This window comes from Rhizobium sp. LARHSG275 (genome assembly GCF_052871115.1).
Genome location: NZ_JBIXJN010000009.1, coordinates 37823 through 63926, shown reverse-complemented (window position 1 = coordinate 63926; position 26104 = coordinate 37823). Strand labels below are relative to the sequence as shown.

Annotated in this window: 26 protein-coding genes and 1 pseudogene; 13 read left to right on the top strand and 14 right to left on the bottom strand. The window is 61.2% G+C overall.

Going from position 1 to position 26104, the window contains the following annotated elements:
* The first annotated feature begins 175 nt into the window (after positions 1-175).
* Together glcF and ACIPSK_RS13815 are read left to right on the top strand one after the other, a co-directional pair.
* Positions 176-1486, top strand: a complete 1311-nt coding sequence (gene glcF, locus ACIPSK_RS13820) for a glycolate oxidase subunit GlcF (RefSeq protein WP_162118865.1) — start codon at positions 176-178, stop codon at positions 1484-1486.
* Between the two features lie 42 nt (positions 1487-1528).
* Complete coding sequence (locus tag ACIPSK_RS13815; RefSeq protein WP_162118866.1) at positions 1529-1960, top strand: hypothetical protein; 432 nt, start codon at positions 1529-1531, stop codon at positions 1958-1960.
* 120 nt (positions 1961-2080) lie between these two features.
* Here ACIPSK_RS13815 and ACIPSK_RS13810 read toward each other — a convergent pair whose 3' ends face one another.
* The 3 genes from ACIPSK_RS13810 to ACIPSK_RS13800 form a co-directional block, all read right to left on the bottom strand.
* A complete protein-coding gene (locus tag ACIPSK_RS13810) occupies positions 2081-2755 on the bottom strand; it encodes an outer membrane protein (protein WP_017967163.1) in 675 nt (224 codons plus the stop codon).
* A gap of 123 nt (positions 2756-2878) precedes the next feature.
* Positions 2879-3571: a L,D-transpeptidase gene (locus tag ACIPSK_RS13805; RefSeq protein WP_017967164.1), complete on the bottom strand. Its 693-nt coding sequence runs from the start codon at positions 3569-3571 to the stop codon at positions 2879-2881.
* A gap of 238 nt (positions 3572-3809) precedes the next feature.
* Positions 3810-4559, bottom strand: a complete 750-nt coding sequence (locus ACIPSK_RS13800) for a L,D-transpeptidase (protein ID WP_162118867.1) — start codon at positions 4557-4559, stop codon at positions 3810-3812.
* 248 nt (positions 4560-4807) lie between these two features.
* On the opposite strand from ACIPSK_RS13800, the gene ACIPSK_RS13795 reads away from it, so the two are divergent.
* A complete protein-coding gene (locus ACIPSK_RS13795; RefSeq protein ID WP_162118868.1) occupies positions 4808-5437 on the top strand; it encodes a DNA-3-methyladenine glycosylase I in 630 nt (209 codons plus the stop codon).
* Complete coding sequence (locus ACIPSK_RS13790; RefSeq protein ID WP_162118869.1) at positions 5434-5937, top strand: hypothetical protein; 504 nt, start codon at positions 5434-5436, stop codon at positions 5935-5937. The genes ACIPSK_RS13795 and ACIPSK_RS13790 overlap by 4 nt, the downstream gene beginning before the upstream one ends.
* Positions 5938-5958: 21 nt before the next feature.
* Here ACIPSK_RS13790 and ACIPSK_RS13785 read toward each other — a convergent pair whose 3' ends face one another.
* Entirely contained in the window at positions 5959-6663 is a 705-nt protein-coding gene (locus tag ACIPSK_RS13785) for an HAD family hydrolase (RefSeq protein ID WP_017967168.1), read from the bottom strand.
* A 238-nt stretch (positions 6664-6901) separates the two neighbouring features.
* Here ACIPSK_RS13785 and ACIPSK_RS13780 point away from each other — a divergent pair, with 238 nt between their 5' ends.
* Positions 6902-7951: an aldo/keto reductase gene (locus ACIPSK_RS13780; protein WP_162118870.1), complete on the top strand. Its 1050-nt coding sequence runs from the start codon at positions 6902-6904 to the stop codon at positions 7949-7951.
* A gap of 254 nt (positions 7952-8205) precedes the next feature.
* On the opposite strand, the gene copM is transcribed toward ACIPSK_RS13780, so the two are convergent.
* The 3 genes and pseudogenes from copM to ACIPSK_RS13765 form a co-directional block, all read right to left on the bottom strand.
* Positions 8206-8565, bottom strand: a complete 360-nt coding sequence (gene copM, locus ACIPSK_RS13775; RefSeq protein WP_162118871.1) for a CopM family metallochaperone — start codon at positions 8563-8565, stop codon at positions 8206-8208.
* A 75-nt stretch (positions 8566-8640) separates the two neighbouring features.
* Positions 8641-9006, bottom strand: a complete 366-nt coding sequence (locus ACIPSK_RS13770) for a hypothetical protein (RefSeq protein ID WP_162118872.1) — start codon at positions 9004-9006, stop codon at positions 8641-8643.
* 53 nt (positions 9007-9059) lie between these two features.
* Positions 9060-9849: pseudogene (locus ACIPSK_RS13765) on the bottom strand (hypothetical protein).
* A gap of 129 nt (positions 9850-9978) precedes the next feature.
* Between ACIPSK_RS13765 and hisS the strand changes: the two are divergent.
* From hisS to hisG, 3 genes are all read left to right on the top strand, one after another.
* Complete coding sequence (gene hisS / locus ACIPSK_RS13760; protein WP_162118873.1) at positions 9979-11499, top strand: histidine--tRNA ligase; 1521 nt, start codon at positions 9979-9981, stop codon at positions 11497-11499.
* Between the two features lie 177 nt (positions 11500-11676).
* Complete coding sequence (locus ACIPSK_RS13755) at positions 11677-12798, top strand: ATP phosphoribosyltransferase regulatory subunit (protein WP_162118874.1); 1122 nt, start codon at positions 11677-11679, stop codon at positions 12796-12798.
* Positions 12795-13490: an ATP phosphoribosyltransferase gene (gene hisG / locus ACIPSK_RS13750; protein ID WP_162118875.1), complete on the top strand. Its 696-nt coding sequence runs from the start codon at positions 12795-12797 to the stop codon at positions 13488-13490. The genes ACIPSK_RS13755 and hisG overlap by 4 nt, the downstream gene beginning before the upstream one ends.
* A 78-nt stretch (positions 13491-13568) precedes the next feature.
* On the opposite strand, the gene ACIPSK_RS13745 is transcribed toward hisG, so the two are convergent.
* Positions 13569-13985, bottom strand: coding sequence for a DoxX family protein (locus ACIPSK_RS13745; protein WP_162118876.1), 417 nt, complete (start codon positions 13983-13985; stop codon positions 13569-13571).
* A gap of 313 nt (positions 13986-14298) precedes the next feature.
* Here ACIPSK_RS13745 and ACIPSK_RS13740 point away from each other — a divergent pair, with 313 nt between their 5' ends.
* Positions 14299-15009 carry a glutathione binding-like protein gene (locus ACIPSK_RS13740; RefSeq protein ID WP_162118877.1) on the top strand — a complete coding sequence of 237 codons (711 nt, stop codon included), beginning with the start codon at positions 14299-14301 and terminating at the stop codon, positions 15007-15009.
* Positions 15010-15126: 117 nt separating this feature from the next.
* On the opposite strand, the gene ACIPSK_RS13735 is transcribed toward ACIPSK_RS13740, so the two are convergent.
* The 3 genes from ACIPSK_RS13735 to groES form a co-directional block, all read right to left on the bottom strand.
* The gene (locus ACIPSK_RS13735) at positions 15127-15603 is read right to left on the bottom strand and encodes a hypothetical protein (RefSeq protein ID WP_162118878.1); all 477 of its coding nucleotides are present in this window, start codon (positions 15601-15603) and stop codon (positions 15127-15129) included.
* Between the two features lie 726 nt (positions 15604-16329).
* Positions 16330-17973, bottom strand: a complete 1644-nt coding sequence (gene groL / locus ACIPSK_RS13730) for a chaperonin GroEL (RefSeq protein ID WP_017967179.1) — start codon at positions 17971-17973, stop codon at positions 16330-16332.
* Between the two features lie 72 nt (positions 17974-18045).
* On the bottom strand, positions 18046-18342 hold the full coding sequence (gene groES / locus ACIPSK_RS13725) for a co-chaperone GroES (RefSeq protein ID WP_003545797.1): 297 nt from the start codon (positions 18340-18342) through the stop codon (positions 18046-18048).
* Positions 18343-18734: 392 nt separating this feature from the next.
* Here groES and ACIPSK_RS13720 point away from each other — a divergent pair, with 392 nt between their 5' ends.
* Together ACIPSK_RS13720 and ACIPSK_RS13715 are read left to right on the top strand one after the other, a co-directional pair.
* Positions 18735-19583, top strand: a complete 849-nt coding sequence (locus ACIPSK_RS13720) for a TIGR01459 family HAD-type hydrolase (RefSeq protein WP_162118879.1) — start codon at positions 18735-18737, stop codon at positions 19581-19583.
* A gap of 31 nt (positions 19584-19614) precedes the next feature.
* Complete coding sequence (locus ACIPSK_RS13715) at positions 19615-20598, top strand: bifunctional riboflavin kinase/FAD synthetase (protein ID WP_162118901.1); 984 nt, start codon at positions 19615-19617, stop codon at positions 20596-20598.
* Positions 20599-20609: 11 nt separating this feature from the next.
* Here ACIPSK_RS13715 and ACIPSK_RS13710 read toward each other — a convergent pair whose 3' ends face one another.
* Positions 20610-21068 carry a type II toxin-antitoxin system VapC family toxin gene (locus ACIPSK_RS13710; RefSeq protein WP_162118880.1) on the bottom strand — a complete coding sequence of 153 codons (459 nt, stop codon included), beginning with the start codon at positions 21066-21068 and terminating at the stop codon, positions 20610-20612.
* Positions 21065-21328: a type II toxin-antitoxin system Phd/YefM family antitoxin gene (locus tag ACIPSK_RS13705; RefSeq protein WP_017967183.1), complete on the bottom strand. Its 264-nt coding sequence runs from the start codon at positions 21326-21328 to the stop codon at positions 21065-21067. Before ACIPSK_RS13705 ends, ACIPSK_RS13710 begins: the two co-directional genes overlap by 4 nt.
* 352 nt (positions 21329-21680) lie before the next feature.
* Here ACIPSK_RS13705 and ileS point away from each other — a divergent pair, with 352 nt between their 5' ends.
* Positions 21681-24572, top strand: coding sequence for an isoleucine--tRNA ligase (gene ileS, locus ACIPSK_RS13700; protein WP_162118881.1), 2892 nt, complete (start codon positions 21681-21683; stop codon positions 24570-24572).
* A gap of 133 nt (positions 24573-24705) precedes the next feature.
* Complete coding sequence (locus ACIPSK_RS13695) at positions 24706-25335, top strand: hypothetical protein (RefSeq protein ID WP_017962987.1); 630 nt, start codon at positions 24706-24708, stop codon at positions 25333-25335.
* A gap of 258 nt (positions 25336-25593) precedes the next feature.
* On the opposite strand, the gene ACIPSK_RS13690 is transcribed toward ACIPSK_RS13695, so the two are convergent.
* Positions 25594-26031: a nucleoside deaminase gene (locus tag ACIPSK_RS13690; RefSeq protein WP_032985246.1), complete on the bottom strand. Its 438-nt coding sequence runs from the start codon at positions 26029-26031 to the stop codon at positions 25594-25596.
* Positions 26032-26104 lie beyond the last annotated feature (73 nt).

Below are 26104 nucleotides of genomic sequence, written 5' to 3'. Positions count from 1 at the left end.
TGAGGGGGGCGGCGCGGCAAATGTCATCTTCGCTTGTCGCTCAGATGCTCGCTGCTTTCGTCGCTCGCCCCCTCATCGCCTCACTTTGCTCGGCACTTCTCCCCGCGGGGGAGAAGAGGGAGCAAGTGGCTACCGCGTCGCTCCAACCTTATGAAACCCGGCTGGAGACTACGTGATGCAAACCAACTTCACCCCGGCTCAGCTCCTCGACCCCAATGTCGCCGAATCCGAGCAGATCCTGCGCAAATGTGTCCATTGCGGTTTCTGCACCGCCACCTGTCCTACCTATGTGACGCTCGGCAACGAGCTCGACAGCCCGCGCGGCCGCATCTACCTGATCAAGGACATGCTGGAAAACGGCCGGCCCGCCGACGCCGAGGTCGTCACTCATATCGACCGCTGCCTCTCCTGCCTTGCCTGCGTCACCACCTGTCCCTCCGGCGTCGATTACATGCATCTGGTCGATCACGCCCGCGCCCATATCGAAAAGACCTACAAACGCCCGTTCATGAACCGGCTGACGCGCGCCATTCTTGCTGCCGTGCTGCCCTATCCCGGCCGCTTTCGCCTGGCGCTCAATCTCGCCCGTCTCGGCCGGTCCTTCGCCGGTCTGATGCGGGGCGGCGCGCTGAAACCCTTCGCCGCCATGCTGGCGCTTGCGCCGCGCCGCATCCCCGCTGCTTCGCCGTTCGCAAAGCCCGGCAGCTACCTGCCCGAGACGGAACGGCGCGGCCGGGTGGCGATCCTTTCCGGCTGCGCCCAGCCGGTGCTCGATCCCGGCATCAACGCGGCGGCGATCCGGCTGTTGACGCGCCTCGGCGTCGAGGTCGTGCTGCCGGAAGGCGAGGTCTGCTGCGGCTCGCTGGTCCATCACATGGGCCGCGCCGAGCAGGCGCTCGAAAGCGCCCGTGCCAATGTCGATATCTGGACGCGCGAGATCGACGGGCAGGGCCTTGATGCGATCATCATCACCGCCTCGGGCTGCGGCACGACGATCAAGGATTACGGCCACATGCTGCGCCTCGATCCCGCCTATGCCGAAAAGGCGGCCAGGGTTTCGGCACTGGCCAAGGACGTCACCGAATATCTCGCAACCCTCGACCTGCCGGCACACATGCCGAAGGGCATCACGGTCGCCTATCATTCCGCCTGTTCGATGCAGCACGGCCAGCGCATCACGCTCGCGCCGAAGCAATTGCTGAAAGCGGCGGGCTTTGCCGTGCGCGATCCGGCCGAAGGCCATCTGTGCTGCGGCTCTGCCGGCACCTACAACATCATGCAGCCGGAAATCTCAGCGGCGTTGAAGGCGCGCAAGGTCAAGAACATCGAGGCGACCAAGGCCGATATTATCGCCACCGGCAATATCGGCTGCATCACCCAGATCGCCACCGGCACCGGCATGCCAATCCTCCATACGGTCGAACTTCTCGATTGGGCCTATGGCGGCGCTGTGCCGGAAAAATTAACAGGTTTGCCGTTAGGTTGAAGCTTGCGAAGGGCCGTCGGGCCGGTCTCGGGAGTTTAGACGATGTGGCGGGGAATGATTGTACTTGCGGGACTGCTCGGTGCGGCAGGCACTGCCTATGCCGACAGTCGTTACTTCTGTTCCGCCGATGACAAGGAAGCGCGCTTCACGCTGGAAAGCGGTTTCGAAAGTACCGCCGGCCACAAGCTCAATCATTTCCGCGGCGCGCTCATCGTCAAGGAATCAACCGTATTCGGAAAGCGTGTTTTCGAATCGCAGCACCTGACCAATCACTGGTCGCGCGACGGCGAACTGCTTATGGAGGTCTTTGACGGCGGCGAAGATGATACCGGCGGAGCAACACTGGATCTGGTGGTCGTCGCCGGCGAGCGCGGCAAGCCGGCGGCAAATTTCAGCGGCACCTATTCCCTGACGATCGCAGGCGGCGCAAAACCCTATGCCGTCGAGGGCAAGGTCAGCTGCGGCACCAAATAGAGCAATTTCAGGAAAAGTGCGAAGCGGTTTTCCGTCCGGAGTTGCGTAACAATAAAAGGTTAGAGCGGTTCTGCGCTTCTATGCGCTGAACCGCTCTAACACCGCAGCCGAAATTTATCCTTACCAGTGGAATGAAACGCCGACGTTGACGGCATTCGTGAAGATGTTGGTCTTCAGGTCGACGCCGCTGTCGATCGGAACGTCGATGCGCGAATAGGTGCCCTTGTATTCGACGAAGGTCGACCAGCGCTCGGTCACCTTGAAGTCGACGCCGGCCTGGGCCTGCAGCGTCACGCCGCCGAATTCATAGGCCCAGGTCTTGCCCTCAGGGCGAATCACTTCGACATGCGGAATGTTCACGCCGATACCGGCGCCGAGATAGGGCGTCCAGCGGCGGGTCGGATCCTGGAAACGGTAGAGACCATTCAGCGTGATCAGGTTCAGGCCGTCGGTGAATTCGAAATGCGACCAGCCGGTCTTGGCCAGCGTATCGTCGTCGGCATAGACCTTGTCATGGGTATAATCGAGCGAGATACCCCAATTCGGTTTGTTGAAGTTCTCGAGCCACCAGGTGACGCGGCCGCCGTAATAGGGCGGGGCGCCGAAGGACTTGCCTTCCCAGCCGGCGGTGAAATGCGTGCCGTCGGAGAGATCGACGCCGCTATGCGGTGCGGTCTGATAGCCGCCGTAGACGGAGAATTGCAGATCTTCCGCCGAGGCGGTAACTGCCGAACAGATTGTCAAAAACGCGATGCCCGCAAGCAGTGAAGCGGAGGAACGCAGCGCATATGTCATTGAATAGCCCCGATATTGCAAATGTGTCGACTCTTAGGCAGGTTTGCCAGCTTTCGGCTGCAAAGTCTAAGCAAAACAAAAGGCGCGTCAGAATGCGCCTTTCGTTTTTTTTGAAAGTGTTGCTCAGCCGCCAAACATCGTGCGCAGCACGTCGATGCCCCGGTCTTCAAACGCGACCTTGCCCTGCCGGTTGCCGGGGCCGATGACGATCACCTTGGTGCCGACAGGCGCGCGATCGTAGAGATGCGTCACATCCTCGTTCATCATCCGGATGCAGCCGGAAGACATGTTGAGGCCGATCGTCCAGGGCTGATTGGTGCCGTGAATACGGAAGATCGTGTCGCGGCCACCCTGGTAAAGATACATGGCGCGGGCGCCGAGCGGGTTGTCCTCGCCGCCTTCCTGGAAAGCAGGAATCATATGTCCCTTGGCGGCTTCGCGGCGGCGCATCTCGGCCGGCGGCGTCCAGCCCGGCCATTCGGCCTTGCGGCCGATCTTGACGACCCCGGACCAGCCGAAGCCATCGCGGCCGACGCCGATGCCGTAGCGGGTGGCGCGGTTGTTGCCTTCGACGAGGTAGAGATACTTGTTGTTGGTATCGATGATGACGGTGCCGGCGGCTTCCGTCGTCACTAGGCGCACTTTCTTGCGCTTGAACTGCGGCTTCACGTATTTCGGCATCTGCGCCACGCGCACGATCTGTGCCGGGGCCCGTGCATTGTCGGGCGCGGAGCCGGCAGGCGCTGCAAAGGCGGATGTAGACATCAAGGACAGGACAAGTCCGGCAGCAGCCAGACCCGGCATTAGTTTGATCATGATCGATTCCCCTCAAGCAAATCCGCTCGAAGCTACATGAACTTCTGCCTGATTCAAGATCGGCGTGGCCGGATACAGCAATTTTGGAGAAGGGGAGCCGGCTGTTCTTGCGGCTCCGACTGCATGATTTATCCGCAAATCGAAATCGACTTTAGGAAAAATCATGCAGCAATTTAAAGGTTACAGCGTCCTTTGCGCATCTGAAAAGACGCGTGGCGCTGCAAGTATTGGCCCGCCTTTACATGACGATGACGCGGGTTCCCACACTGACGCGGTCGTACAGGTCGACGACGTCTTCGTTGCGCAGGCGAATGCATCCGGAGGAGACGGCGCTGCCGATCGACCAGGGCGCGTTGGTGCCGTGGATGCGGTAAAGCGTCGAGCCGAGATACATGGCGCGCGCGCCGAGCGGGTTTTCTGCGCCGCCGTCCATGCGCGCCGGCAGGTAATGGCCCTTGGCGGCCTCGCGGCTGATCATCTCGGAAGGCGGCGTCCAGTCCGGCCATTCGGTCTTGCGGGTGATCTTGTGAGCGCCTGCCCATTCGAAGCCCGGCTTGCCGACGCCGACGCCGTAGCGGCGCGCCTTGCCGCCTTGCATCACCAGATAGAGGAAGCGGTTGTTGGTATCGATGACGATCGTGCCGGGCTTTTCCGTGGTGTCGTAGTCAACCATCTGTGGCAGGTATTGCGGTTCGATCGGATGGCGGATCGACGGGATGCCGGGATTGATCGCCGAAACGGTCTGCGGTGACACCTGCGGCGCCTGGCGCAGCACGCGGCGCTGGAAAAGGCCGCGCTGCTGCGGCTGGATGACCGGCCGCTGGTAGACGACGGGACGAACCGTGCCGCCGCCCAGCTGGTTGATCCAGGGCGCGGTCAGATCGGGGCTGAGCACGACGGGCGGGCGGGTGGCGTAGCGGTCGTCTGCAAGGGCGGCCGTGGAGAAGATGCCGAAGAGGGCTGCGGCAAGAACAAGCTGTTTCATCATCGGACGAACTCTCTACAAATGACCGAAAATGCGCTGGCGGGTCATGTCCGCCCCGGCGGAGATGTTCCGCCCGAGAAAGACGCTGCCACCCAATCCGCCAGCGAATGGTAAAGATCGATTCATGAAAAGCCGACCGATCGGATAAACTTTTCGTCAGGGTTACCGTTCGGTTTGGAAAGACGGTTTGCAAATGGTAAAGCCGGAATCAAGACCGGAGAACGAAGCGGACCCCCGCAGAATGAAGGATCATGAGCGCGACAGGCATCATCATCGGCGAGGACGGCAGGAGCCGCTGCCACTGGCACGCCAACCTGCCCGACTATCTCAGGTATCATGACGAGGAATGGGGCCGCCCCGTCACCGACGACGTCCGCCTCTTCGAGAAGATCTGCCTCGAAGGTTTCCAGTCCGGCCTTTCCTGGCTGACCATCCTGCGCAAGCGCGAGAATTTCCGCGCCGCCTTTTCAGGTTTCGATTTCGAGAAGGTCGCCCTCTTCGGCGAAGGCGATGTCGCGCGCTGCCTTGCCGATGCCGGCATCATCCGTCATCGCGGCAAGATCGTCTCGACCATCAACAATGCCAGGCGTGCAATAGAACTCAGGGACGAATTCGGCTCGCTCGCCCATTATTTCTGGCGCTACGAACCCGGCCATAACGAGCGGCCGGCAGTCGTCGATCGTGATCACATCGTCGCCAATCCGACGACGCCGACATCCGTGGTCATTTCGAAGGATCTGAAGAAACGCGGCTGGACCTTTGTCGGCCCGACCACAGTTTATGCTTTCATGCAGGCGATGGGTCTCGTCAACGATCATCTGGACGGCTGCTTCTGCCGGCCCGAGGTCGAGGCGATGCGCACCGCCCTGGTTCGCCCATGAAAGATCACTCCGTGAGAACATTGATCGCCGCCGCCGCCCTTTTCCTCCTGACGGTCTCCGCCATGGCGCAGACGCCGCAGCTCGATCCCGGAGAGAAGCTGGAGAAGCTGCAGTTTCCGGCCGTCACCATGCAGTTGAAGGGCTGGACGAAGTTCGGCAATGGCCATGTCTATACACTGCCGGTGCGCGCCGGCCAGCACATGAAGATCAGTTTTTCCAGCAAGAGCAAATTTGCCTTCCTGGCGATCTTTGACCTGTCGAAACCGGATGACGAGGCCTTCTTCGGCACCGACGAAGACGGCATGAGCTTCGAGACGACAGTCAAGGAAAACGCCACGTGGCTGCTGCGTCCTTATTATTCCAAGGTCTCGCCTCGGCGCGGCCTCGGCGCTCCCTTCAGCATCCTGATCGAGCCGCTGGCGGCTGCCCCGCAGCAGCCGAAACCGCCGGCCGAGCCGGAACGCCCGTCGCTATTTCCAAAGGCGCCCGCCAAGCAATGAGATAAGAGCTGCAAGCGCAGCTTATGAAAGGCGGTCGATCAGGTCGCGCAATTCGCCGAGATGGCCGATCTTGCGGAAACGTGGCGCTTCCGTCGGCTCGTCGACATGTTCCAGCACCCAGGTCAGTTCGTGTGGCACGAAGACGCCGTAGCTGCCGGCGGCGAGTGCCGGCACGATGTCCGATTTCAGCGAATTGCCGACCATCATCGCCCGTTCCGGCCCGTCGCCGACCTTGGCGAAGATGCGACGATAGGTGACGGCCGTCTTGTCGGAGACGATCTCAACGGCATCGAAGAAGTCGCCGAGCCCGGATTGAGCGAGCTTGCGCTCCTGATCGAAGAGATCGCCCTTGGTGATCATGACAAGCAGGTACTTGCCGGCAAGCGCCTCCAGCGTATCGCGCACATGCGGCAGGGTCTCGACCGGATGGTTGAGAAGATCCCGGCCGGTATCGAGGATCTTGGCGATCACGCTCGCCGGAACCTTGCCCTCGGTGATTTCGATCGCGGTCTCGATCATCGACAGCGTGAAGCCCTTGATGCCGAAGCCGTAGTGGCGAAGGTTGCGTTTCTCGGCCTCCAGCAGCCGTTCGGAAATCTTCGGTCCTTCGGCGAAATCGGCAAGAAGCCTGGTGAAATGCGCTTCCGTCAGCCGGTAATATTGTTCGTTCTGCCAGAGTGTATCGTCGGCATCGAAACCAATCGTGGTCAGTGGTCGCGTCGTCATATGCGTACCTCTTGAAATATGGCCGGCAATCTAACGGCCGCCTGTGTCGAGACAAGGGCGTCAACTTCCGATGCGACAAGGCTTAGCGTTGAAAAGCGCCGCCGCTGCACTACATGAAAATCGCCTCACCTTGCAGCCAGCCACGGCTGTGCCTGTCATATGCAGGCCAATAATCAAAAAATGAAGTTCTTCAGTTCGCAAGCCCCTCTTGCGGCAGACACAAAGGAATTTTTCCACGATGCGTTACAATCAACTCGGAAATACGGGACTTTTCGTCTCGGAAATCTGCCTGGGCACAATGACCTTCGGCGAAGCCAAACAGGGCAGTATGTGGGGCGCCATCGCCGACGTCGACCAGAATGCCGCCGACCGGATCGTCGAGCGCTCGCTTGCATCCGGCGTCAATTTCATCGACACGGCCGACGTCTATTCATCCGGCGAGTCCGAAAGGCTGCTCGGCCAGGCGCTGAAGAACCTGGACATCCCACGCAAGGACGTCGTCATCGCGACCAAGGTCTACGGCGTCATGGGCGATAAGCCGAATGACCGCGGCGCCTCGCGCGGTCACATCATGGATTCGGTCGAGGCGAGCCTCAAGCGCCTGCAGACCGACCATATCGACCTCTATCAGATCCACGCGACCGATACGGTGACGCCGATCGAGGAGACGCTGCGCGCTCTGGACGACCTCGTTTCCCGTGGTCTCGTCCGTTATATCGGCGTCTCCAACTGGCAGGCCTGGCGCATTTCCAAGGCGCTCGGCCTGTCGGAACGCAGCGGCTTTGCCCGCTTCGAGACAGTACAGGCCTATTACTCCATCGCCGGCCGCGATCTCGAGCGCGACATCGTGCCGATGATGCAGGAGGAAAAGATCGGCCTGATGGTCTGGTCGCCGCTCGCCGGCGGTCTGCTCTCCGGCAAGTATGGTCCCGGCGCGCCCGGCAATGGTGAAGGCCGCCGCGCCAGTTTCGATTTCCCGCCCGTCGACAAGGACAAGGCCTGGGCCTGCGTCGCCGTCATGCGCGAAGTCGCCGAAAAACACGGCGTCAGCGTCGCCACCGTGGCGCTCGCCTATATCCTCGCCAAGCCCTTCGTCACCACAGTCATCATCGGCGCCAAGCGGGTCGATCAGCTCGACCAGAACCTTGCCGCCGTCAAGCTGAAGCTCGATGAAGACGATATGAAGAGGCTCGACGAGGTGAGCGCGCTTGCTCCGGAATATCCGGGCTGGATGCTGGAGCGACAGGGCGCCGGCCGTCGCCCGGCCGATTTCGAGCCGAAGGACTGACGTTACCGGCGTTGTGCCCCTGCTGTCCGGTTTGCGCGAATGGCTGCCCCTCACCCTAACCTCTCCCCCTAAAAACGGGGCGAGGGGACGTGCCCTGCGAGAGGTGGCGGGGGACGGAGAGGTCGCGGCATATCCCCTTCGCCCCGCGTGCGGGGAGAAGGTGCCGGCAGGCGGATGAGGGGCTGGTCGAGCATGACGAAAGAGTCTGGGAACGCCTGACATTTCCGGCGTTCCCCTTTTCCGTCAACGATCGACTACTTGCCCTGGGCCTTGAGCCAGGCATTCATCTCGGCGATCTCGGCTTCCTGCGCCTTGACGACGGCTTCGGCGAGCTTGCGGATATCGGGATCTTTTCCGTATCGCAGCTCGATCTTGGCCATATCGATCGCGCCCTGATGGTGCGGGATCATGCCGCGGACGAAATCCGCATCGGCATCGCCGCTATACTCGATCATCATATCCTTGTGCATCTTGGCATTCGCATCGCTGAAGGCGTGGCTTGCCGCATCGTGGTTGCCCATCGGCTTGCTCATGTCCATCGGCTTGTCTTCGGCAAGGACGGGAGCGGCGACGATCGCGAGCACTGCGGAGAGGGCAATGATTTTCAGAGACATGAGAGTTCCTTCCTCTGTCTGACAATAGGTTTGCCGGGCGGCTGGGTCACCCGATTGGCATGGATTGCTGTAGTGTCAGGACAGTCGGGGAGGGGGCGGCTGCGGTACCGGCTTGTCGTCGTCCAGGGCGTGGGCAGGCGCCGGCGTGGGGTAGCCGAAAATGGACTTTCCGCTGGCCACGACCGTCACCGTCGGTGGCAGCAACAGGCAGGCGACGCAAAGCGGCATATGTGCGGAATTGCCGCTGGCGCAGGGGCCTTTCGAGGGCTCAGTCTTTCTCCCCGACTCGGAGGTAGCCATGCCGTGCATTTCGTGGTGCACGCCGGTTTCGACGGCAACCGGCGCATTCATCGACGCACATGTCGGACAGCCTGCCCATGCGGACATGGCGCTGTAGACCAGCCAGCCGAGAAACATCGTGATGAGAGCGAACGTGCGCATGCTGTTTTATAGGCGAAGGCCGGATAGAAGCCAAGCCGGCGGTCACATCCCGGTCACCAGGCGGCAATGACCTTGTGCTCGATCTTATAATCCTTGCTCTCTTCGCCGAGCGGCGCGACCGGCCATGTCCAGGCGGCTTTTGCCGGCGGCGGCAAGACGCCATGCAGCAGGTCGGCCTCTTCATGCGTCTTGCCGTTGCGGTCGATGACGGCATAGGCGATGTCGGTCACCAGGCAGCTGCAGCAGGGAAGTCCCGCAAGCCCGGTCAAATGTGCCGCGATCAGCCTTTCCACCGTGTCTTCAGGCATTCGCCTGGCCTCGGCCTCATGGCGTCGTTTCACGCCGCGACCGATCTGCGACAAGAGGTTGGCGGAAACCACGAAATCGAGATAGGGCACGCGGCGCAGGAAGCCGAGCGGTTCGGGTTCGCAGCCGGCAGCAAGCTCATCATAGCCGGAGAGATCGCGCTCGATCAGCCGGACATTGCGATAGAATTTGGCCGACAGCCACAGGCGCACCGAGGCGAGATGAACGAGGTCGACCAGGACGACGGTGTCGAAATCCCGCGCCAGCGCTTCGATCGGGACGTCGCGCAACAGGCCGGAGCCGAGGACGATGGCGGTCCGCTTCTGCCTGAGGTCGGCCGCTGCCGCCAGGATCACCTTCCGGCTCATCTGCCGCCAGGATCACCTTCCGGCTCATCTCCTCATGTTCGGCCCAATCCGCCGCGTAGCGCTCGGCCCGTGACCAGAGATTGACGGAATAGCGGATGAACTTTCGATGCGGCTTGCCGGTCAGCGGCAAGGTCGCGGCATAGAGAAGCGCCTCGGTGATCATGAGCATATCCGCATTTCTGATGGAACTCCTTCGTTCAATCGATTCTCGCAGCCACATCAAGACCCTTCGCCCTTGCCGCTCCCCGCCCAATCCGCTAGGAAACCGCCACTGTCACAGTCAGTGGAATCCCCGGAAATGAACGACAAGCAGAAGAAACCGCAAAAGCTCAAGGCCCGCCTGCCGCGCGGCTTCGTCGACCGGACGGCCGGCGATATCCGCGCCGTCAACGAGATGACGGCAAAGATCCGGGAAGTCTATGAGCATTATGGTTTCGATCCGCTCGAAACGCCGCTGTTCGAATATACCGATGCGCTTGGCAAGTTTCTGCCCGATAGCGACCGGCCGAACGAAGGCGTGTTCTCGCTGCAGGACGATGACGAGCAATGGATGTCGCTGCGTTACGACCTGACGGCGCCGCTCGCCCGTCATGTCGCCGAGAATTTCAACGAGATCCAACTGCCTTACCGCACTTATCGCGCCGGCTACGTCTTCCGCAACGAGAAGCCGGGCCCGGGCCGTTTCCGCCAGTTCATGCAGTTCGATGCCGATACCGTCGGCGCGCCTGGTGTTCAGGCCGATGCCGAAATGTGCATGATGATGGCCGATACGCTGGAAGCCCTCGGCATCAAGCGCGGCGATTATCTCATCCGCGTCAACAACCGCAAGGTTCTGGATGGTGTGCTCGAGGCGATCGGTCTCGGCGGCGACGACAAGGCCGGCCAGCGGCTCAACGTGCTGCGCGCCATCGACAAGCTCGACAAGTTCGGCCCGGAAGGCGTGGCATTGCTGCTCGGTCCCGGCCGCAAGGATGAATCCGGCGACTTCACCAAGGGCGCTGGTCTCGATAAGGAGCAGATCGACAAGGTGCTGTTCTTTGTCGGCATCACGGACTATGCCGAAAGCGCTCTCCGTCTCGCCGAGCTGGTGGCGGGAACCGCCAGGGGTGGCGAAGGCGTCGAGGAGCTGAATTTCATCGGTGCGCTGGTGACCAGCGCCGGCTATAGCCCTGACCGCATCAAGATCGACCCCTCCGTCGTGCGCGGCCTCGAATATTATACCGGCCCGGTCTATGAGGCCGAACTGACCTTCGACGTCACCAATGAAAAGGGCGAGAAAGTCGTCTTCGGTTCGGTCGGCGGCGGCGGTCGTTATGACGGCCTCGTCTCCCGCTTCATGGGCCAGCCGGTTCCGGCGACGGGCTTTTCGATCGGCGTCTCCAGGCTGATGACGGCGCTGAAGAACCTCGGCAAGCTCGGCGCCAGCGAGGTCATCAAGCCGGTGCTGGTGACCGTCATGGACGGCGATGTCGAGGCGATGGGCCGCTATCAGAAAATGACGCAGGAACTGCGCGCCGCCGGCATCCGCGCCGAGATGTTCCAGGGCAACTGGAAGAAGTTCGGCAACCAGCTGAAATATGCCGATCGCCGCGGCTGTCCCGTCGCCATCATCCAGGGCGGCGACGAGCGCGCGACAAGCGTCGTGCAGATCAAGGATCTGATCGAAGGCAAGCGGCTCTCCGGCGAGATCGAGGACAATGCCAGCTGGCGCGAAGCGCGCGTGGCGCAGGAGACGGCGCCGGAAGCCGACCTCGTCGCCAAGGTCAGGGAAATCCTTGCTGCGCAGGCCGAGGATCGGAAGAGGGCAGCGGATGCGTAATAGACCCCTCCCCAACCCCTCCCCACAAGGGGGAGGGGCTTCAAGTGGCGCCGCTGTGCCCAACTCCACGTTTGCTTCATCGAGGGCGCTCTCAATTTTTTTCGGCGATCGCCGCGAGTTAGTCCCTCCCCCCTGTGGGGAGGGGTTGGGGAGGGGACTTTTCCCAGGAGCGACACAATGCCCCTAATCAATCTCCCCGAATTCGCCAACGACCTCATCGCCGAATTCGATGCGCGCAACGCCGAGCGCATCGACACGCCTGTCATTCAGCCGGCCGAACCTTTCCTTGACATCGCCGGCGAAGATCTGCGCCGCCGCATCTTCATGACGGAGAGCGAAACCGGCGCCAGCCTCTGCCTGCGTCCCGAGTTCACCATTCCCGTCTGTCTGCGCCACATCGAGACGGCGACCGGCACGCCGAAGCGTTACGCCTATCTCGGCGAGGTTTTCCGCCAGCGTCGCGACGGCGCCAATGAATTCTATCAGGCCGGCATCGAGGATCTTGGCGATATCGACCTGTCAAACGCCGACGCCCGCGCCATCGGTGATGCCACCGGCATTCTCGCCCGCCTGCTGCCGGGCCGGCGCTTAGCCGTGACATTGGGCGACCAGGCAGTCTTCGAGGCGGTCGTCCAGGCGCTCGGCCTGCCGCTCGGCTGGCAGAAGCGCCTGATCCACGCCTTCGGCAGTATGACGCAACTGGAAGCACTGCTTGCCGGCCTCGTCAGCCCGCAATTCGTCACCGGGCTGGACGACGATATCGCCAGGCTTGTTGCATCAGGCGACGAGCAGGCGCTGGTCTCCCATCTCGAGCGGGAGATGCAGAAGACCGGCTATTCGACGAATGCCGGCCGCTCGGCCCTGGAGATCGCCCGACGGCTCAAGGAAAAGCTCATCCTGTCCGAAACGCGCCTCGACGATGCGGCCTTCCACGTGCTGGAAGAATTTCTGTCCCTCGACGTGCCGCTGGTCAATGCTTCCGCAGCCCTTTCCGGTTTCGCCGATGCTGCCGGCCTGAAACTCGGCAATGCGCTTTCCCGCTTTAATGGCCGCGTTGCAGCACTTTTCAATGCCGGTGTCGATCTTTCCTGCCTCGACTACCGCGCCGCTTTCGGACGGCCGCTCGATTATTACACCGGCCTCGTCTTCGAGGTGACGGTGGAAGGTTCAAGCGCGGTTCTGGCCGGTGGCGGCCGTTTCGACCGGCTCCTGACCTTCCTCGGTGCGACGGACCGCATCCCGGCCGTCGGCTTCTCCTTCTGGCTCGACCGCATCGAAACCGAAAGGGCAGCCGCATGACCATCACCATCGCGCTTCCCTCCAAGGGCCGGATGAAGGAAGACGCTTCGGCGATCTTCGAACGTGCCGGCATGACGATTTCTGCGGTCGGCAACGATCGCTCCTATCGCGGCCGCGTCGAAGGCTGGGATGATGTGGAGATCGCCTTCCTCTCGGCTTCCGAAATCTCCCGTGAAATCGGCAATGGCACCGTCGATTTCGGCGTCACCGGCGAGGATCTGATGCGGGAGGGTTTTGCCGAGGTCGACAAACGCGTCGAATTCTGTGCCCGTCTCGGCTTCGGCCATGCCGATGTCGTCGTCGCCGTGCCGGAGATCTGGTTCGATGTCGACACCATGGCCGATCTCGTCGATGTCGCCGCCGATTTCCGCGCCCGCCACGGCCGACGCCTAGCCATCGCCACCAAATACTGGCGGCTGACCCAGCAGTTCTTTTCGAGCCAGCACGGCATCCAGCTTTATCGCATCGTCGAAAGCCTGGGCGCTACCGAGGGCGCTCCCGCCGCAGGCTCGGCCGATATCATCGTCGATATCACCTCCACCGGCTCGACGCTGCGCGCCAATCACCTGAAGGTGCTCCAGGACGGTGTCATCCTGCATTCGCAGGCCTGCCTCGTGCGTGCCCGCAAGGAAAACCACGCCGGTGAACCCGCCGTGCAAGCAATCATTGAGGCAGTGCGCGCGGCCCTCTGATCCCGGCCATTCAGGCACAAGAAAACCCGCCGTCGGATGACGGCGGGTTTCGTATTTGCGGGAGGATGTCTGCTGGTATCAGGCGGCCACGTAGGCGCCGCGGCGGGCATCGAGCGAGTAGGCGCCGGCACCGACGGTGGCGAGCAGTATGTACGCGCCGGCCAGCGTGATATTCTTCATGACCATGATCTGGTTGAGAATGTTCACGAGTTCCGTGCCACTTGCGTAGGGCAGGTGGAAGGCAATGCCCGTGAAGACACAGAAGGCGGCGAGCAGCCAACCGGCAATGCGGACCTGGAAGCCTGTGAGAACCGCAAGGCCGGCCAGCAGTTCGAAAAGGCCTGCGACATAGGCCAGCAGGGATGCTGCCGGCAGGCCGGCACCGGCGATCATGCCCGCAGTACCGGCAGGATCGGTGAGCTTCATGAAGCCGGAAAGGATGAACATGAAGGAAAGCAGGATACGGGCAATCAGGATGATGACGTTGTTCGACATGGACGTTGTCTCCGTTTCAAGGACTCTGGAGATCTTGGTGCCCCGGCACCGCTTCGACCTCGGATGCCTCTATGTCGCTCTTTTCTCGCGTTGTGGAAAGATAAACGAAAGGGGACACTTCGTTCACTAATATGGAACGATCTCCAAAGCGCGTCGCGTCCGACTGCATTCATGCGACGCGCTTAGATCTTTGTTGTCATGCATGTCGTTGTCCCAAAACCGCTGCGCACTTTTGGGCGACATGCATTGGCTGCCCCCGCTTGCCTTTGCCAAGCCGGGTCTTTTATGGTCGGCTGATAACATGGAGAATCCGATGGCAGATCTTTCCGCATTTCCGATCACGACGCGCTGGCCGGCGAAAAATCCCGATATCATCCAGCTCTATTCCCTGCAGACGCCGAACGGGGTGAAGGTTTCCGTCGCCCTCGAAGAGCTCGGCCTCCCCTATGAACCGCATTATGTTTCCTTCGCCGCCAACGAGCAGAAGTCGGCGGAATTCGAATCTCTCAATCCCAACGGCCGCATTCCGGCGATCATCGATCCGAACGGGCCGGACGGGAAGCCGATCGGCCTTTTCGAATCCGGCGCCATTCTGCTTTATCTCGCGGAGAAAACCGGCAAGCTCATCCCTGCCGATGCCGCCGGCCGATATGAAACTATCCAGTGGGTGTTTTTCCAGATGGCGGGTATCGGCCCGATGTTCGGCCAGTTCGGGCATTTCTACAAATTCGCCGCCGACAAGGTCGCCAACAATTCCTATCCGGTGGAGCGTTATCGCGATGAATCCAAGCGCCTGCTCGGCGTGCTCGAAGACCGGCTGAAAGGTCGCCAGTGGATCATGGGCGATCAGTACACAATCGCCGACATCACCACCTTCACCTGGGTTCGTGGCGCCGACATCTTCTATGGCGGCCGCGAGGTGCTCGAGTACGCGACATTCCCCGCCGTCTCGGATTGGCTGGAGCGCTGCATCGCTCGTCCGGCAAGTGCCAGGGGCCTCAACATACCGGTCAAGCCGGAGTAACGAAAAGATAGCTGGAAAGTAGAAAGGCCGCCCTCGCAGACGTCGGGGGCGGCCATTGATTTTGCTTCTCCGGCTTATTGCCGACGACCGAATAAAACGATGCAGCAATTCAAAATGCTACAGCGTCCTTCGCGCGTCTGAAAAGCTGCGCGGCGCTGTCGTGATCTGCCTTGCGCCTTCCTGCTTGAAGCGCGGAAAGACGAAAACGCCGGCCATGCTGCCGCTGTATTTCTGCTCGAGCCCCTGGGACTCTCCCATGCAGAAGAGCGGCTGGCGAAAGCCGTTCGGCATGATGATCGTCGTCGAAAAACAGAAGGAGGAGCAGAGCGTCGCCGCCTGCTCGAACAGCTCCAATATGTGGCTGCGGTCCTTGGCATCATAGCAGCGGATCAGGCCGAGCAGCCCGCATTCCTGTGCGGTAAGGCCGTGCAGCATCGCGCTCCATTCGCCGAGACGGAGCATGCCGCTGGAAAAATTTCCAGTCCAGGCTTCGGAAACGGAAAACTGCGCCAACGTCTTATGATTTTGATTGGCGTCATCAAGCGAGCTGGGTGTCAAAGGTACGCCTGCATTGGCTCTGGCGATGTTAAACAAGGCGTTCCCCCGTTCGGATGCGGCTCCTCGGCCGCACGCTCGGCAAACACAAAGAAACAGGATCACGCAGCAGCGGGCATGATGCCCGCGCTTACCTTCGGCGGTTATTGCCACGGCCATCTGGCCTCCGTAACCGGAGCCCTCGAAGCCGAACGTTAACGTATCGCTTTCCGCGCTCCGGCCTCGTCTATTGGCGAGAATTATCGCCGGGCGCGGTTGAAGTGCAGCGCGGATTTATAGGGGCTTTTGGACAAACGGCAACGGCTTTTTCAGGGGTATTCGGATCGGCCGCTTTTCTTAGGATGTCTGCATCTTCGGCCTATTTCGCGAGAATTGGCATGGGAATATCATCCTTGAGAGCTTTGCAAACGTTTTCACTCCACGTCGGGCCGGAAATGTTGCTGTGATCTCTCGCATGTCGGCGAGCTGATAAATACGCAGGCAGCGCAAGTTCAGCGCAAGCTTCGTGCCGGGGCCCGCAGGAGAGAACTGCGCAGGCGTTCGTCGGCTATGCAAATTACTATGCCGCCCGTCGAATCGCTTTGGGCAAAAGAAAAGGGCGACCCGAGGGCCGCCCTTCCTGTTCCGGATGCCGGAATGGTAGTCAGTGATGGCTTTCGCCTATCACATCATGTCCATTCCGCCAGTTCAGCGCGCTTGACGCGCTGAACCATCTTTAAATGATGGGCGGATTCATGAACGATGCTGTGAAAGGCCGTTGGCCTATCACATCATGTCCATTCCGCCCATGCCGCCCATTCCGCCCGGCATGCCGCCGCCGGCCGATTCTTTCTTCGGCAGTTCAGCGATCATGGCTTCGGTGGTGATCAGCAGCGATGCAACAGAAGCAGCGTTCTGCAGCGCCGTGCGAACGACCTTGAGCGGGTCGACGATACCCATGGCGATCATGTCGCCATATTCGGATGTCTGGGCGTTGTAGCCGAAGTTGTCTTCGTTCTTGTCGAGGACCTTGCCGACAACGATCGAGGCTTCGTCGCCTGCGTTTTCAGCGATCTGACGAACGAGCGACTGCAGGGCGCGGCGAACGATGTTGATGCCGGCTTCCTGGTCGTCGTTTACACCCTTGACGGTGATCTTCGTGGAGGAGCGGAGCAGAGCGATACCGCCGCCGGGGACGATACCTTCCTGAACAGCAGCGCGCGTCGCGTTGAGCGCGTCGTCGATGCGGTCCTTCTTTTCCTTCACTTCGACTTCGGTCGAGCCGCCGACGCGGATGACGGCAACGCCGCCGGCGAGCTTGGCAAGACGTTCCTGCAGCTTCTCGCGATCGTAGTCGGAGGTGGTTTCCTCGATCTGGGCCTTGATCTGGGCAACACGACCTTCGATGTCGGACTTGGCGCCCGAACCGTCGACGATCGTGGTGTTTTCCTTGGAGATCGAAACCTTCTTGGCACGGCCGAGCATGTCGAGCGTGACGGATTCGAGCTTGATGCCGAGATCTTCGGAGATGACCGTACCGCCCGTCAGGATCGCGATGTCTTCGAGCATGGCCTTGCGGCGGTCGCCGAAGCCAGGCGCCTTGACGGCAGCGATCTTGAGGCCGCCGCGCAGCTTGTTGACGACGAGCGTTGCGAGGGCTTCGCCTTCGACGTCTTCAGCGACGATGAGGAGCGGCTTGCCGGTCTGGACGACGGCTTCGAGAACCGGCAGCATCGATTGCAGGTTCGACAGCTTCTTCTCGTGGAGGAGAATGAAGACGTCTTCGAGGTCGGCGATCATCTTTTCCGGATTGGTGACGAAGTAGGGGCTGAGGTAGCCGCGGTCGAACTGCATGCCTTCGACGACCTCGAGTTCGGTTTCGGCAGTCTTGGCTTCTTCGACGGTGATGACACCTTCGTTGCCGACCTTCTGCATGGCTTCAGCAATGTCGAGACCGACCTGCTTGTCGCCATTTGCCGAAATCGTGCCGACCTGTGCAACTTCTTCCGAGGTCGAGATCTTCTTGGCCTTGGCCTGGAGATCCTTCACGACGTCGGCAACAGCAAGATCGATGCCGCGCTTCAGGTCCATCGGGTTCATGCCGGCTGCAACGGCCTTGTTGCCTTCGCGAACGATCGCCTGGGCAAGAACGGTTGCAGTCGTGGTGCCGTCGCCGGCGATGTCGTTGGTCTTCGAAGCAACTTCGCGGACCATCTGGGCGCCCATGTTTTCGAACTTGTCTTCGAGTTCGATTTCCTTGGCGACGGAAACGCCGTCCTTGGTGATGCGCGGAGCGCCGAAGGACTTGTCGATGATGACGTTACGACCCTTGGGGCCGAGCGTGACCTTCACTGCATCGGCGAGAATGTCGACGCCGCGCAGCATCTTTTCGCGCGCGGTGCGGCCAAACTTGATTTCTTTAGATGCCATATTAGTAACTCCTGAATTCGAGTTGTTCGGGCAAAACGCCCGTCAGCCATTTCGGGAAAGCAGGTCGGCCGATCAGCCGATGATGCCCATGATGTCGGCTTCCTTCATGATCAGCAGGTCTTCGCCGTCGATCTTGACTTCGGTGCCGGACCACTTGCCGAACAGGATGCGGTCGCCAGCCTTGACGTCGAGTGCGACGACCTTGCCGGACTCATCGCGTGCGCCGGAGCCGACGGCGACGATTTCGCCTTCCTGCGGCTTTTCCTTGGCGGTATCGGGAATGATGATGCCGCCCTTGGTCTTGGCTTCGGACTCAACGCGGCGAACAACGACGCGGTCGTGAAGGGGGCGGAAGTTGGTGCTTGCCATTGTCTAATCCCTCGATCGAATGACATTCGCGGGCCGGAGTGGCCCACATGGATAGATGTTAGCACTCCCTTGCGGTGAGTGCTAGCGACGAGCATTTAGGGATGGCTCCGAAAGGAGTCAATGAGAGCAATCACGAATTTTTGTGCCGGAATTGTGAAGAGGCCTGAGAATAGCCTGAGATTGCGGCCGAAACGCCGGCGCGGCCAACCTTTGCCGAAGTCGTCCGCCGTCGGCGATCTGCCGTTTCGGGATAATCGTCAGACCCTTTGCCGATCCCCGCCGTCGGATCGCGTTCGAGTTCTTCGCATGGGCCGGGCAGCGAAGAAAATGCCTTGCCATCGTCTTGCGCGTTTGCAATGTCACCGGTGATTGAAACAAATCGGGAAATCGGAATGGCCAGGCGGATAGAATACTTCTCGGAGATATCAGGTCGATATGATGTGGTGCTCTGCGATGTCTGGGGCGTCGTTCACAACGGCGTCGATCCGTTCCCGAAGGCGGCAGCCGCCCTTGAAGCGGCGCGCGAGAACGGCGTCGCCGTCATCCTCATCACCAATTCGCCGCGCCTTTCCTGGCAGGTGGTCGAGCAGTTGCGCCAGATCGGCGTTCCCGACAACGCCTATGACAGGATCGTCACATCTGGCGACGTCACGCGCGGGCTGATCGCCGAAGGGCCGAAGACCGTCTTTCTGCTCGGCCCCGAGCGCGACAAAGCGCTTCTCGAAGGCATTGGCGTCGAACGCCGGCTGGCGGGCGAAGCGCAATCGCTCGTCTGCACCGGCTTTTTCGACGACGAGACGGAGAAGCCGGAGGATTACACCGATATGCTTCTCGATTTCAAAGCCCGCGACGTGCCGATGATCTGCGCCAATCCCGACCTCATTGTCGAGCGCGGCCATCGCATCATCCCCTGCGCCGGCGCCATGGCCGCCTATTACCAGCAGCTCGGCGGAAAAACCCGCATCGCCGGCAAGCCGCACCGGCCGATCTACGAGGCAACGCTTGCGACTGCCCGCGAGCTTCGCGGCGATTTCCCGGTCGAGCGCGTGCTGGCGATCGGCGACGGCATGCCGACCGATGTGCGGGGCGCCTTGAATTACGGCCTCGACCTCCTCTACATCAGCGGTGGTATCCACGCCAAGGAATATACTCTCAACGGCGAGACCGACGAGGCGATCCTCAACGCCTATCTCGAACGGGAAAACGCCGCGCCGAAGTGGTGGATGCCCCGCCTTGCATGAAGACACGCCTTGCATGAAGAGAAGCCAGCCGATGACCGTCTTCCACCGCAATGAAACCCGCGAACCCTTGCCCGCCCATCTGAAGGGCGGCGTCATTGCCATCGGCAATTTCGACGGCGTGCACCGCGGCCATCAGTCGGTGCTGAACCGAGCGCTCGAAATCTCCAAGGCGCGCGGCATCCCCGCTTTGGTGCTGACCTTCGAGCCGCATCCGCGCACGGTCTTCCGGCCGCAGACGCCGGTCTTTCGCCTGACGCCCGCGCCCCTGAAGGCCCGCATCCTGGAAACGCTGGGTTTCAGCGCCGTCATCGAATACCCCTTCGATTACGAATTCTCGCAGCGCTCGGCCGATGATTTCATCCATTCGATCCTGAAGGATTGGCTCGGCGCCTCCGAAGTCGTCACCGGCTTCGATTTCCATTTTGGCCGCGGCCGCGAGGGCGGTCCCGCCTTCCTGATGAATGCCGGCCAGACCTACGGCTTCGGCGTCACCCTGATCGATGCCTTCCGCGACGAAAACGCCGATGTCGTCTCTTCGAGCCATATCCGCGCGCTCCTCAATGAGGGCAATGTCAGCGAAGCCGCCGGCATGCTCGGTTACCGCTATACGGTGGAAGCCGAGGTGATCGACGGCGAAAAGCTCGGCCGCCAACTCGGTTTCCCGACGGCCAACATGCGCCTGCCGCCGGAGGTCGATCTTGCCGCCGGCATCTACGCCGTCCGCTTTCGCCGTCAGGACGGCACGCTCCACGACGCCGTCGCAAGCTACGGCCGCCGTCCGACGGTGACGGAAAACGGCGCGCCGCTGCTCGAAACCTATCTTTTCGATTTCAACGGCGATCTCTACGGCCAGCTCTGCTCCGTCTCCTTCTTCGGCTATATTAGACCTGAGCTGAAATTCGACGGCCTCGATCCGCTGGTCGCCCAGATCAAGCGCGACGAGGAAGAGGCGAGGGCACTGCTTGCGGGTGTTAAGCCGCTCGGCGCGCTTGACCGGAAATTGTGCTTTTCCTGAGTGGCCTTGAGCTATCTTCGGCTCAGGGGAAATTGACCGGGATCGTTCGTCCATGGATCGAAGATTGCTGCGCCGGAGAAGCGCGTATCCCTGACGTTTCGCGTTACCAGGTAGAGATTGTGCTCGATTGCCGTAGCGGCGAGCATCGTGTCGACAACCGACGGCGCATGTCCAGTCCTCAGTTTCACGCGCCCTGAAATGACGCCCCAGTGCCTGACGGCTGCGTCGCTCAGCGAAAGAACGCGTTGCGAAAACCTTTCCTCCAGCGCATCGCGGGAGGCCGCATAACGATAGCGGTTTTGATCGTCCTCAGGCAGGTTTTCGATGCCCTTGTCATATTCCGCCAGTGTGAGGATGCTGATGAACATCTTCTTCTCGTCTTGAGCCGCAGCCCAGGATTTGACGGAGGGTGCACCGTTCGGATTGATCAGCGCGGCAATGACGTTGGTATCAAGCAGCCAGCCGATCACAGCTCGGCATCCCGTCCGTAATCTGCCTCTCGCTCAAGGTCGAGCTCTTTGAGATCGAGGCTTTCCATGAAGGCGACGAAAGGCTTTTTCGGTTCGGATTTGGTCAGTTGGTCGAGCTCTTCGGCGCTGATGACGACAACGCTGTCCCGGCCGCGAACGGTTACGCGCTGTGGTCCTTCGCTGTGTGCGCGGCGGACCACCTCGCTGAACCGCGCTTTCGCGTCTTCGAGCTTCCAGCTTTGCTTCGTGATTTGTTTCATGCCTCTGGCTCTCAATCTTGTCTGGTCAGATAGTCAGATATATAACGCAAGCCGCACAGAGTTTCCAGCCTTAGGCTTTCCGGAACGATGCGGCTACCGGCGATCCCAGCCACTTATGCCGATTGCGGGCCGCGAATTCTTCTCTTCCTTTTCCCGGCAAAAACGCCTATGAACCGGCGCGATGACGAAATATCGGCTGGCAATGATGATGCGAATTATCGGCCCGGCCTTCCGCGCGCGCTAAGCGGCCGGAAGGTCCGGGTTTTTGGCGCTTGGATACGAGCGCTTCCGTCACCAGCTATTTCACGCCCGTTGCGCCCCTTCCTGGGCCGCCAGAAAACGATTGTCAGACATGACCGACACAGCCGAAAAGATCGACTATTCGAAGACCCTCTATTTGCCCGAGACCGATTTTCCCATGCGCGCCGGCCTGCCGCAGAAGGAACCGGAACTCGTCAAGCGCTGGCAGGAGATGGGTCTTTACAAGAAACTGCGTGCTTCCGCCGCCGGCCGCGAGAAATTCGTCCTTCACGATGGCCCGCCCTATGCCAACGGCAACATCCATATCGGCCACGCGCTGAACAAGATCCTCAAGGACGTCATCAACCGTTCGTTCCAGATGCGCGGGTACGACGCCAATTACGTGCCCGGCTGGGATTGCCACGGCCTGCCGATCGAATGGAAGATCGAGGAGAAGTACCGCGAGAAGGGCAAGAACAAGGACGAGGTCCCGGTCAATGAATTCCGCCGGGAATGCCGTGAATTCGCCGCCGGCTGGATCAAGGTCCAGGCGGAAGAGTTCAAGCGCCTCGGCATCGAGGGCGACTTCGACAATCCCTATACGACGATGAACTTCCATGCGGAATCGCGCATCGCCGGCGAACTTTTGAAGATCGCCGCAAGCGGTCAGCTTTATCGCGGCTCCAAGCCGATCATGTGGTCGGTCGTCGAGCGCACGGCGCTGGCCGAGGCCGAGGTCGAATACCAGGATTATGAGAGCGACACGATCTGGGTGAAATTCCCCGTCGTCGAAGGTCCGGCCGCGCTCAAGGATGCGTTCGTCGTCATCTGGACGACCACGCCCTGGACAATCCCCGGCAACCGCGCGGTCTCCTTTTCGCCGCGCATCTCCTACGGCCTCTATGAAGTAACGGTCGCCGAGAACGATTTTGGCCCGCGTCCTGGCGAGAAGCTGATCTTTGCCGATAAATTGGCCGAAGAATCTTTTGCCAAGGCCAAGCTGCAATACAAGCGCTTGCGTGATGTCTCTGCGGCCGACTTCGCAGAAATGACCTGTGCCCATCCCTTCAAGGGTCTCGGCGACGGCTATGAATTCCTCGTGCCGCTGCTCGATGGCGACCACGTCACCGATGACGCCGGCACCGGCTTCGTCCACACCGCACCCAGCCACGGCCGCGAAGACTTCGATGCCTGGATGTCGGCTGTCCGCACGCTTGAGGCGCGCGGCATCGACACCAAGATCCCGTTCCCGGTCGACGACGGCGGCTTCTACACATCGGACGCTCCCGGCTTCGAGGGCGCCCGCGTCATCGACGACAACGGCAAGAAGGGCGATGCCAACGACCGTGTCATCAGGGAACTGATCGCCCGCGGCGCGCTCTTTGCCCGCGGCCGTCTGAAGCACCAGTATCCGCATTCCTGGCGCTCGAAGAAGCCGGTCATCTTCCGCAACACGCCGCAATGGTTCGTCTATATGGACAAGACCCTTGCCGACGGCACGACGCTGCGTTCGCGCGCGCTCGGTGCAATCGATGATACGCGCTTCGTGCCGGCCGCTGGCCAGAACCGCCTGCGCGCCATGATCGAGGGCCGCCCGGACTGGGTGCTCTCGCGCCAGCGCGCCTGGGGTGTGCCGATCGCCGTCTTTGCCGACGATGAGGGCGAGGTTCTGGTCGATGAAGCCGTCAACGCCCGCATCCTCGAAGCCTTCGAACATGAGGGCGCCGACGCGTGGTTTGCCGAAGGCGCCAAGGAGCGTTTCCTCGGCAATGACCACGACCATTCCCGCTGGACCCAGGTCATGGATATCCTCGACGTCTGGTTCGACTCTGGCTCGACGCACACCTTCACGCTCGAAGACCGCCCGGATCTGAAGTGGCCGGCCGATCTTTATCTCGAAGGTTCCGACCAGCATCGCGGCTGGTTTCATTCGTCGCTGCTGGAATCGGCGGCCACCCGCGGCCGTGCGCCTTACAACGCCGTCCTCACCCATGGTTTCACCATGGACGAGAAGGGCGAGAAGATGTCGAAGTCGAAGGGCAATGTCACCGCCCCGCAGGAGGTGATGAAGGACGCCGGCGCCGATATACTGCGCCTCTGGGTCATGACCTCGGATTATGCCGACGACCTGCGCGTCGGCAAGACGATCATCCAGACCAATGTCGACGCCTATCGCAAGCTGCGCAACACCATCCGCTGGATGCTCGGCACGCTCGCCCACGACAAGGGCGAGGAGATCGCGCTTGCCGACCTGCCGGAGTTGGAGCAGCTGATGCTGCACCGGCTGGCCGAACTCGACGAGCTGGTGCGTGAGAACTACGATGCCTTCGACTTCAAGAAGATCGCCCGCGCGCTGATCGATTTCGCCAATGTCGAGCTGTCGGCCTTCTATTTCGATGTCCGCAAGGATGCGCTCTATTGCGACGCGCCTTCGAGCCTGCGTCGGCGCGCCAGCTTGCACGTCATCCGCCAGATCTTCGATTGCATGGTGACATGGCTTGCCCCGATGCTGCCCTTCACCACCGAGGAGGCCTGGCTGTCGCGCAACCCGTCCGCCGTTTCAGTGCATCTGGAGCAGTTTGCCCCGGTTGCGAAGGAATGGCGCAACGATGCCCTGGCCGAGAAGTGGAAGAAGATCCGCGCCGTGCGTTCGGTCGTGACCGGCGCCCTGGAAATCGAGCGCAAGGACAAGCGCATCGGCTCCTCGCTGGAAGCGGCTCCCGTCGTCCATATCGCCGATCCGGAGCTGCTGAAGGCGCTGGAAGGCCAGGACTTCACCGAAGTCTGCATCACCTCGGCAATCGAGATCAAGGCCGGTGAAGGCCCAGCGGATGCCTTCCGCCTGGCTGAGGTGCCTCAGGTCAGCGTCGTGCCGAAGCTTGCAGAGGGTGAAAAATGCGCCCGCTCCTGGCGCATCACCAGGGATGTCGGTTCTGATCCGGAATATCCCGATGTTTCAGCCCGCGACGCTGCTGCCCTTCGCGAACTCGCCGCGCTCACGTGAAGAATATTGCCGGGTGAATTGCGCTTTCGCGGTTCATCCGGTAAAAGCTGCCTGAAAATGGCCGGATTTTTGCGTCAGGGGGACGGTTGTCCGGTTGGGCGACGATTGCACCGGCTGGGCTGGAAGGGTTTTCATGTTAGCAACGCATTGGTTCCGTATGGGCGCCTGCTTGTCTGTTGTAGTGGCGGGATGTTCCCTGGTGTCCGGTTGCGCCAGCAGCCCCACCTACGGCACCGACAAGACCGCCATGGAACAGTTGACCGACGATCTCGGCCAGTCCGTGTCGTTGACCGGTCCGGACCCGAAGAACAAGGGCGTCAAGTACACGCCGCGTCCGACGCTGGTGCTGCCGGCGCAGGCGCAGAAGGAGACCCTCGTTGCGCCGCAGCAGACGGTCGCCAACAAGGACAATCCGCAATGGCTTGAATCGCCGGAGGAGACCCGCGCCCGTCTCGTTTCGGAAGCCGACGCGAATTCGGACAATCCGAATTACCGCTCGCCGCTCGCCAGCTCTGCGATCGAAGGCGGCCGGCGCACGACGGAAGAACAGACCAAGGCCTATCGCGAAGCCCGCGCCTTGCAGAAGGGCTCCTATATCGATCAGCGCCGCTATATATCGGATCCGCCGCCCGGCTACCGCACTGTAGACGATCCGGCAAAGCTCGACGATGTCGGTGAGCCCGAGCTCAAGAAGCAGAAAAAGCGCAAGAAGGATGCAGCGGTCGCCAACACCGGCAAGCAGTGGTGGAACCTCCTGCAATAGGGGCTCTCGGCGCGTAGGCACTGCTGTTCGGTTGGTTTAAATGCCGAGCAGCCCCTCATCCGGCTGCCGCCACCTTCTCCCCGCTTGCGGGGCGAAGGGACATGCCGCACCGGTTTCCTCAACCTCAACGCCGCATTTGGCACGTCCCCTCACCCCGTTTTTACGGGGAGAGGGTTAGGGTGAGGGGCAGCCATTGGCGCGACCTAGACGGTCGTGGCACGAGGCCGAAGATGACGCCGCCGCGCCTAGGTGCCCGGACTACGGCGCCTCTCTCTTTTGCGAAAAGAACCTTCGCAGCATATCGGCCGATTGGACCTCGTTGAAACCGGAATAGACCTCCGGAGCGTGGTGACAGGTCGGTTGCGCATAGAATCGCACGCCATTGTCGACAGCGCCGCCCTTCGGGTCCTCGGCGCCGTAATAGAGCCTGCGGATACGCGCAAATGAGATCGCTGCTGCGCACATGGTGCAAGGCTCCAGCGTCACGTAGAGATCGGCGCCGACAAGACGTTCCTGCCCGAGCGCTTCGCAGGCGAGCCGGATCGCGGCGATTTCGGCATGCGCGGTCACGTCTTTCAGCTCGCGCGTGCGGTTTCCGGAGCGTGAAACGGCAATATCGTCGACAACGACGACGGCGCCGATCGGCACCTCGCCGCGTTCTCCGGCGGCACGCGCCTCTTCGAGGGCCATCTCCATGAAACGATTTGTCTTCACGATCGCAAGAATTTCCACTTAACCGCAGATGCGTGACCTGATAGACAGGCCGAAA

What these genes read in the sequence shown, in the direction of transcription:
- glcF (WP_162118865.1), top strand. Translation starts at nt 176, where the DNA reads ATGCAAACCAACTTCACCCCGGCTCAGCTCCTCGACCCCAATGTCGCC.
- ACIPSK_RS13815 (WP_162118866.1), top strand. Translation starts at nt 1,529, where the DNA reads ATGTGGCGGGGAATGATTGTACTTGCGGGACTGCTCGGTGCGGCAGGC.
- ACIPSK_RS13810 (WP_017967163.1), bottom strand. Translation starts at nt 2,755, where the DNA reads ATGACATATGCGCTGCGTTCCTCCGCTTCACTGCTTGCGGGCATCGCG.
- ACIPSK_RS13805 (WP_017967164.1), bottom strand. Translation starts at nt 3,571, where the DNA reads ATGATCAAACTAATGCCGGGTCTGGCTGCTGCCGGACTTGTCCTGTCC.
- ACIPSK_RS13800 (WP_162118867.1), bottom strand. Translation starts at nt 4,559, where the DNA reads ATGATGAAACAGCTTGTTCTTGCCGCAGCCCTCTTCGGCATCTTCTCC.
- ACIPSK_RS13795 (WP_162118868.1), top strand. Translation starts at nt 4,808, where the DNA reads ATGAGCGCGACAGGCATCATCATCGGCGAGGACGGCAGGAGCCGCTGC.
- ACIPSK_RS13790 (WP_162118869.1), top strand. Translation starts at nt 5,434, where the DNA reads ATGAAAGATCACTCCGTGAGAACATTGATCGCCGCCGCCGCCCTTTTC.
- ACIPSK_RS13785 (WP_017967168.1), bottom strand. Translation starts at nt 6,663, where the DNA reads ATGACGACGCGACCACTGACCACGATTGGTTTCGATGCCGACGATACA.
- ACIPSK_RS13780 (WP_162118870.1), top strand. Translation starts at nt 6,902, where the DNA reads ATGCGTTACAATCAACTCGGAAATACGGGACTTTTCGTCTCGGAAATC.
- copM (WP_162118871.1), bottom strand. Translation starts at nt 8,565, where the DNA reads ATGTCTCTGAAAATCATTGCCCTCTCCGCAGTGCTCGCGATCGTCGCC.
- ACIPSK_RS13770 (WP_162118872.1), bottom strand. Translation starts at nt 9,006, where the DNA reads ATGCGCACGTTCGCTCTCATCACGATGTTTCTCGGCTGGCTGGTCTAC.
- hisS (WP_162118873.1), top strand. Translation starts at nt 9,979, where the DNA reads ATGAACGACAAGCAGAAGAAACCGCAAAAGCTCAAGGCCCGCCTGCCG.
- ACIPSK_RS13755 (WP_162118874.1), top strand. Translation starts at nt 11,677, where the DNA reads ATGCCCCTAATCAATCTCCCCGAATTCGCCAACGACCTCATCGCCGAA.
- hisG (WP_162118875.1), top strand. Translation starts at nt 12,795, where the DNA reads ATGACCATCACCATCGCGCTTCCCTCCAAGGGCCGGATGAAGGAAGAC.
- ACIPSK_RS13745 (WP_162118876.1), bottom strand. Translation starts at nt 13,985, where the DNA reads ATGTCGAACAACGTCATCATCCTGATTGCCCGTATCCTGCTTTCCTTC.
- ACIPSK_RS13740 (WP_162118877.1), top strand. Translation starts at nt 14,299, where the DNA reads ATGGCAGATCTTTCCGCATTTCCGATCACGACGCGCTGGCCGGCGAAA.
- groL (WP_017967179.1), bottom strand. Translation starts at nt 17,973, where the DNA reads ATGGCATCTAAAGAAATCAAGTTTGGCCGCACCGCGCGCGAAAAGATG.
- groES (WP_003545797.1), bottom strand. Translation starts at nt 18,342, where the DNA reads ATGGCAAGCACCAACTTCCGCCCCCTTCACGACCGCGTCGTTGTTCGC.
- ACIPSK_RS13720 (WP_162118879.1), top strand. Translation starts at nt 18,735, where the DNA reads ATGGCCAGGCGGATAGAATACTTCTCGGAGATATCAGGTCGATATGAT.
- ACIPSK_RS13715 (WP_162118901.1), top strand. Translation starts at nt 19,615, where the DNA reads ATGACCGTCTTCCACCGCAATGAAACCCGCGAACCCTTGCCCGCCCAT.
- ACIPSK_RS13705 (WP_017967183.1), bottom strand. Translation starts at nt 21,328, where the DNA reads ATGAAACAAATCACGAAGCAAAGCTGGAAGCTCGAAGACGCGAAAGCG.
- ileS (WP_162118881.1), top strand. Translation starts at nt 21,681, where the DNA reads ATGACCGACACAGCCGAAAAGATCGACTATTCGAAGACCCTCTATTTG.
- ACIPSK_RS13695 (WP_017962987.1), top strand. Translation starts at nt 24,706, where the DNA reads ATGTTAGCAACGCATTGGTTCCGTATGGGCGCCTGCTTGTCTGTTGTA.
- ACIPSK_RS13690 (WP_032985246.1), bottom strand. Translation starts at nt 26,031, where the DNA reads ATGGAGATGGCCCTCGAAGAGGCGCGTGCCGCCGGAGAACGCGGCGAG.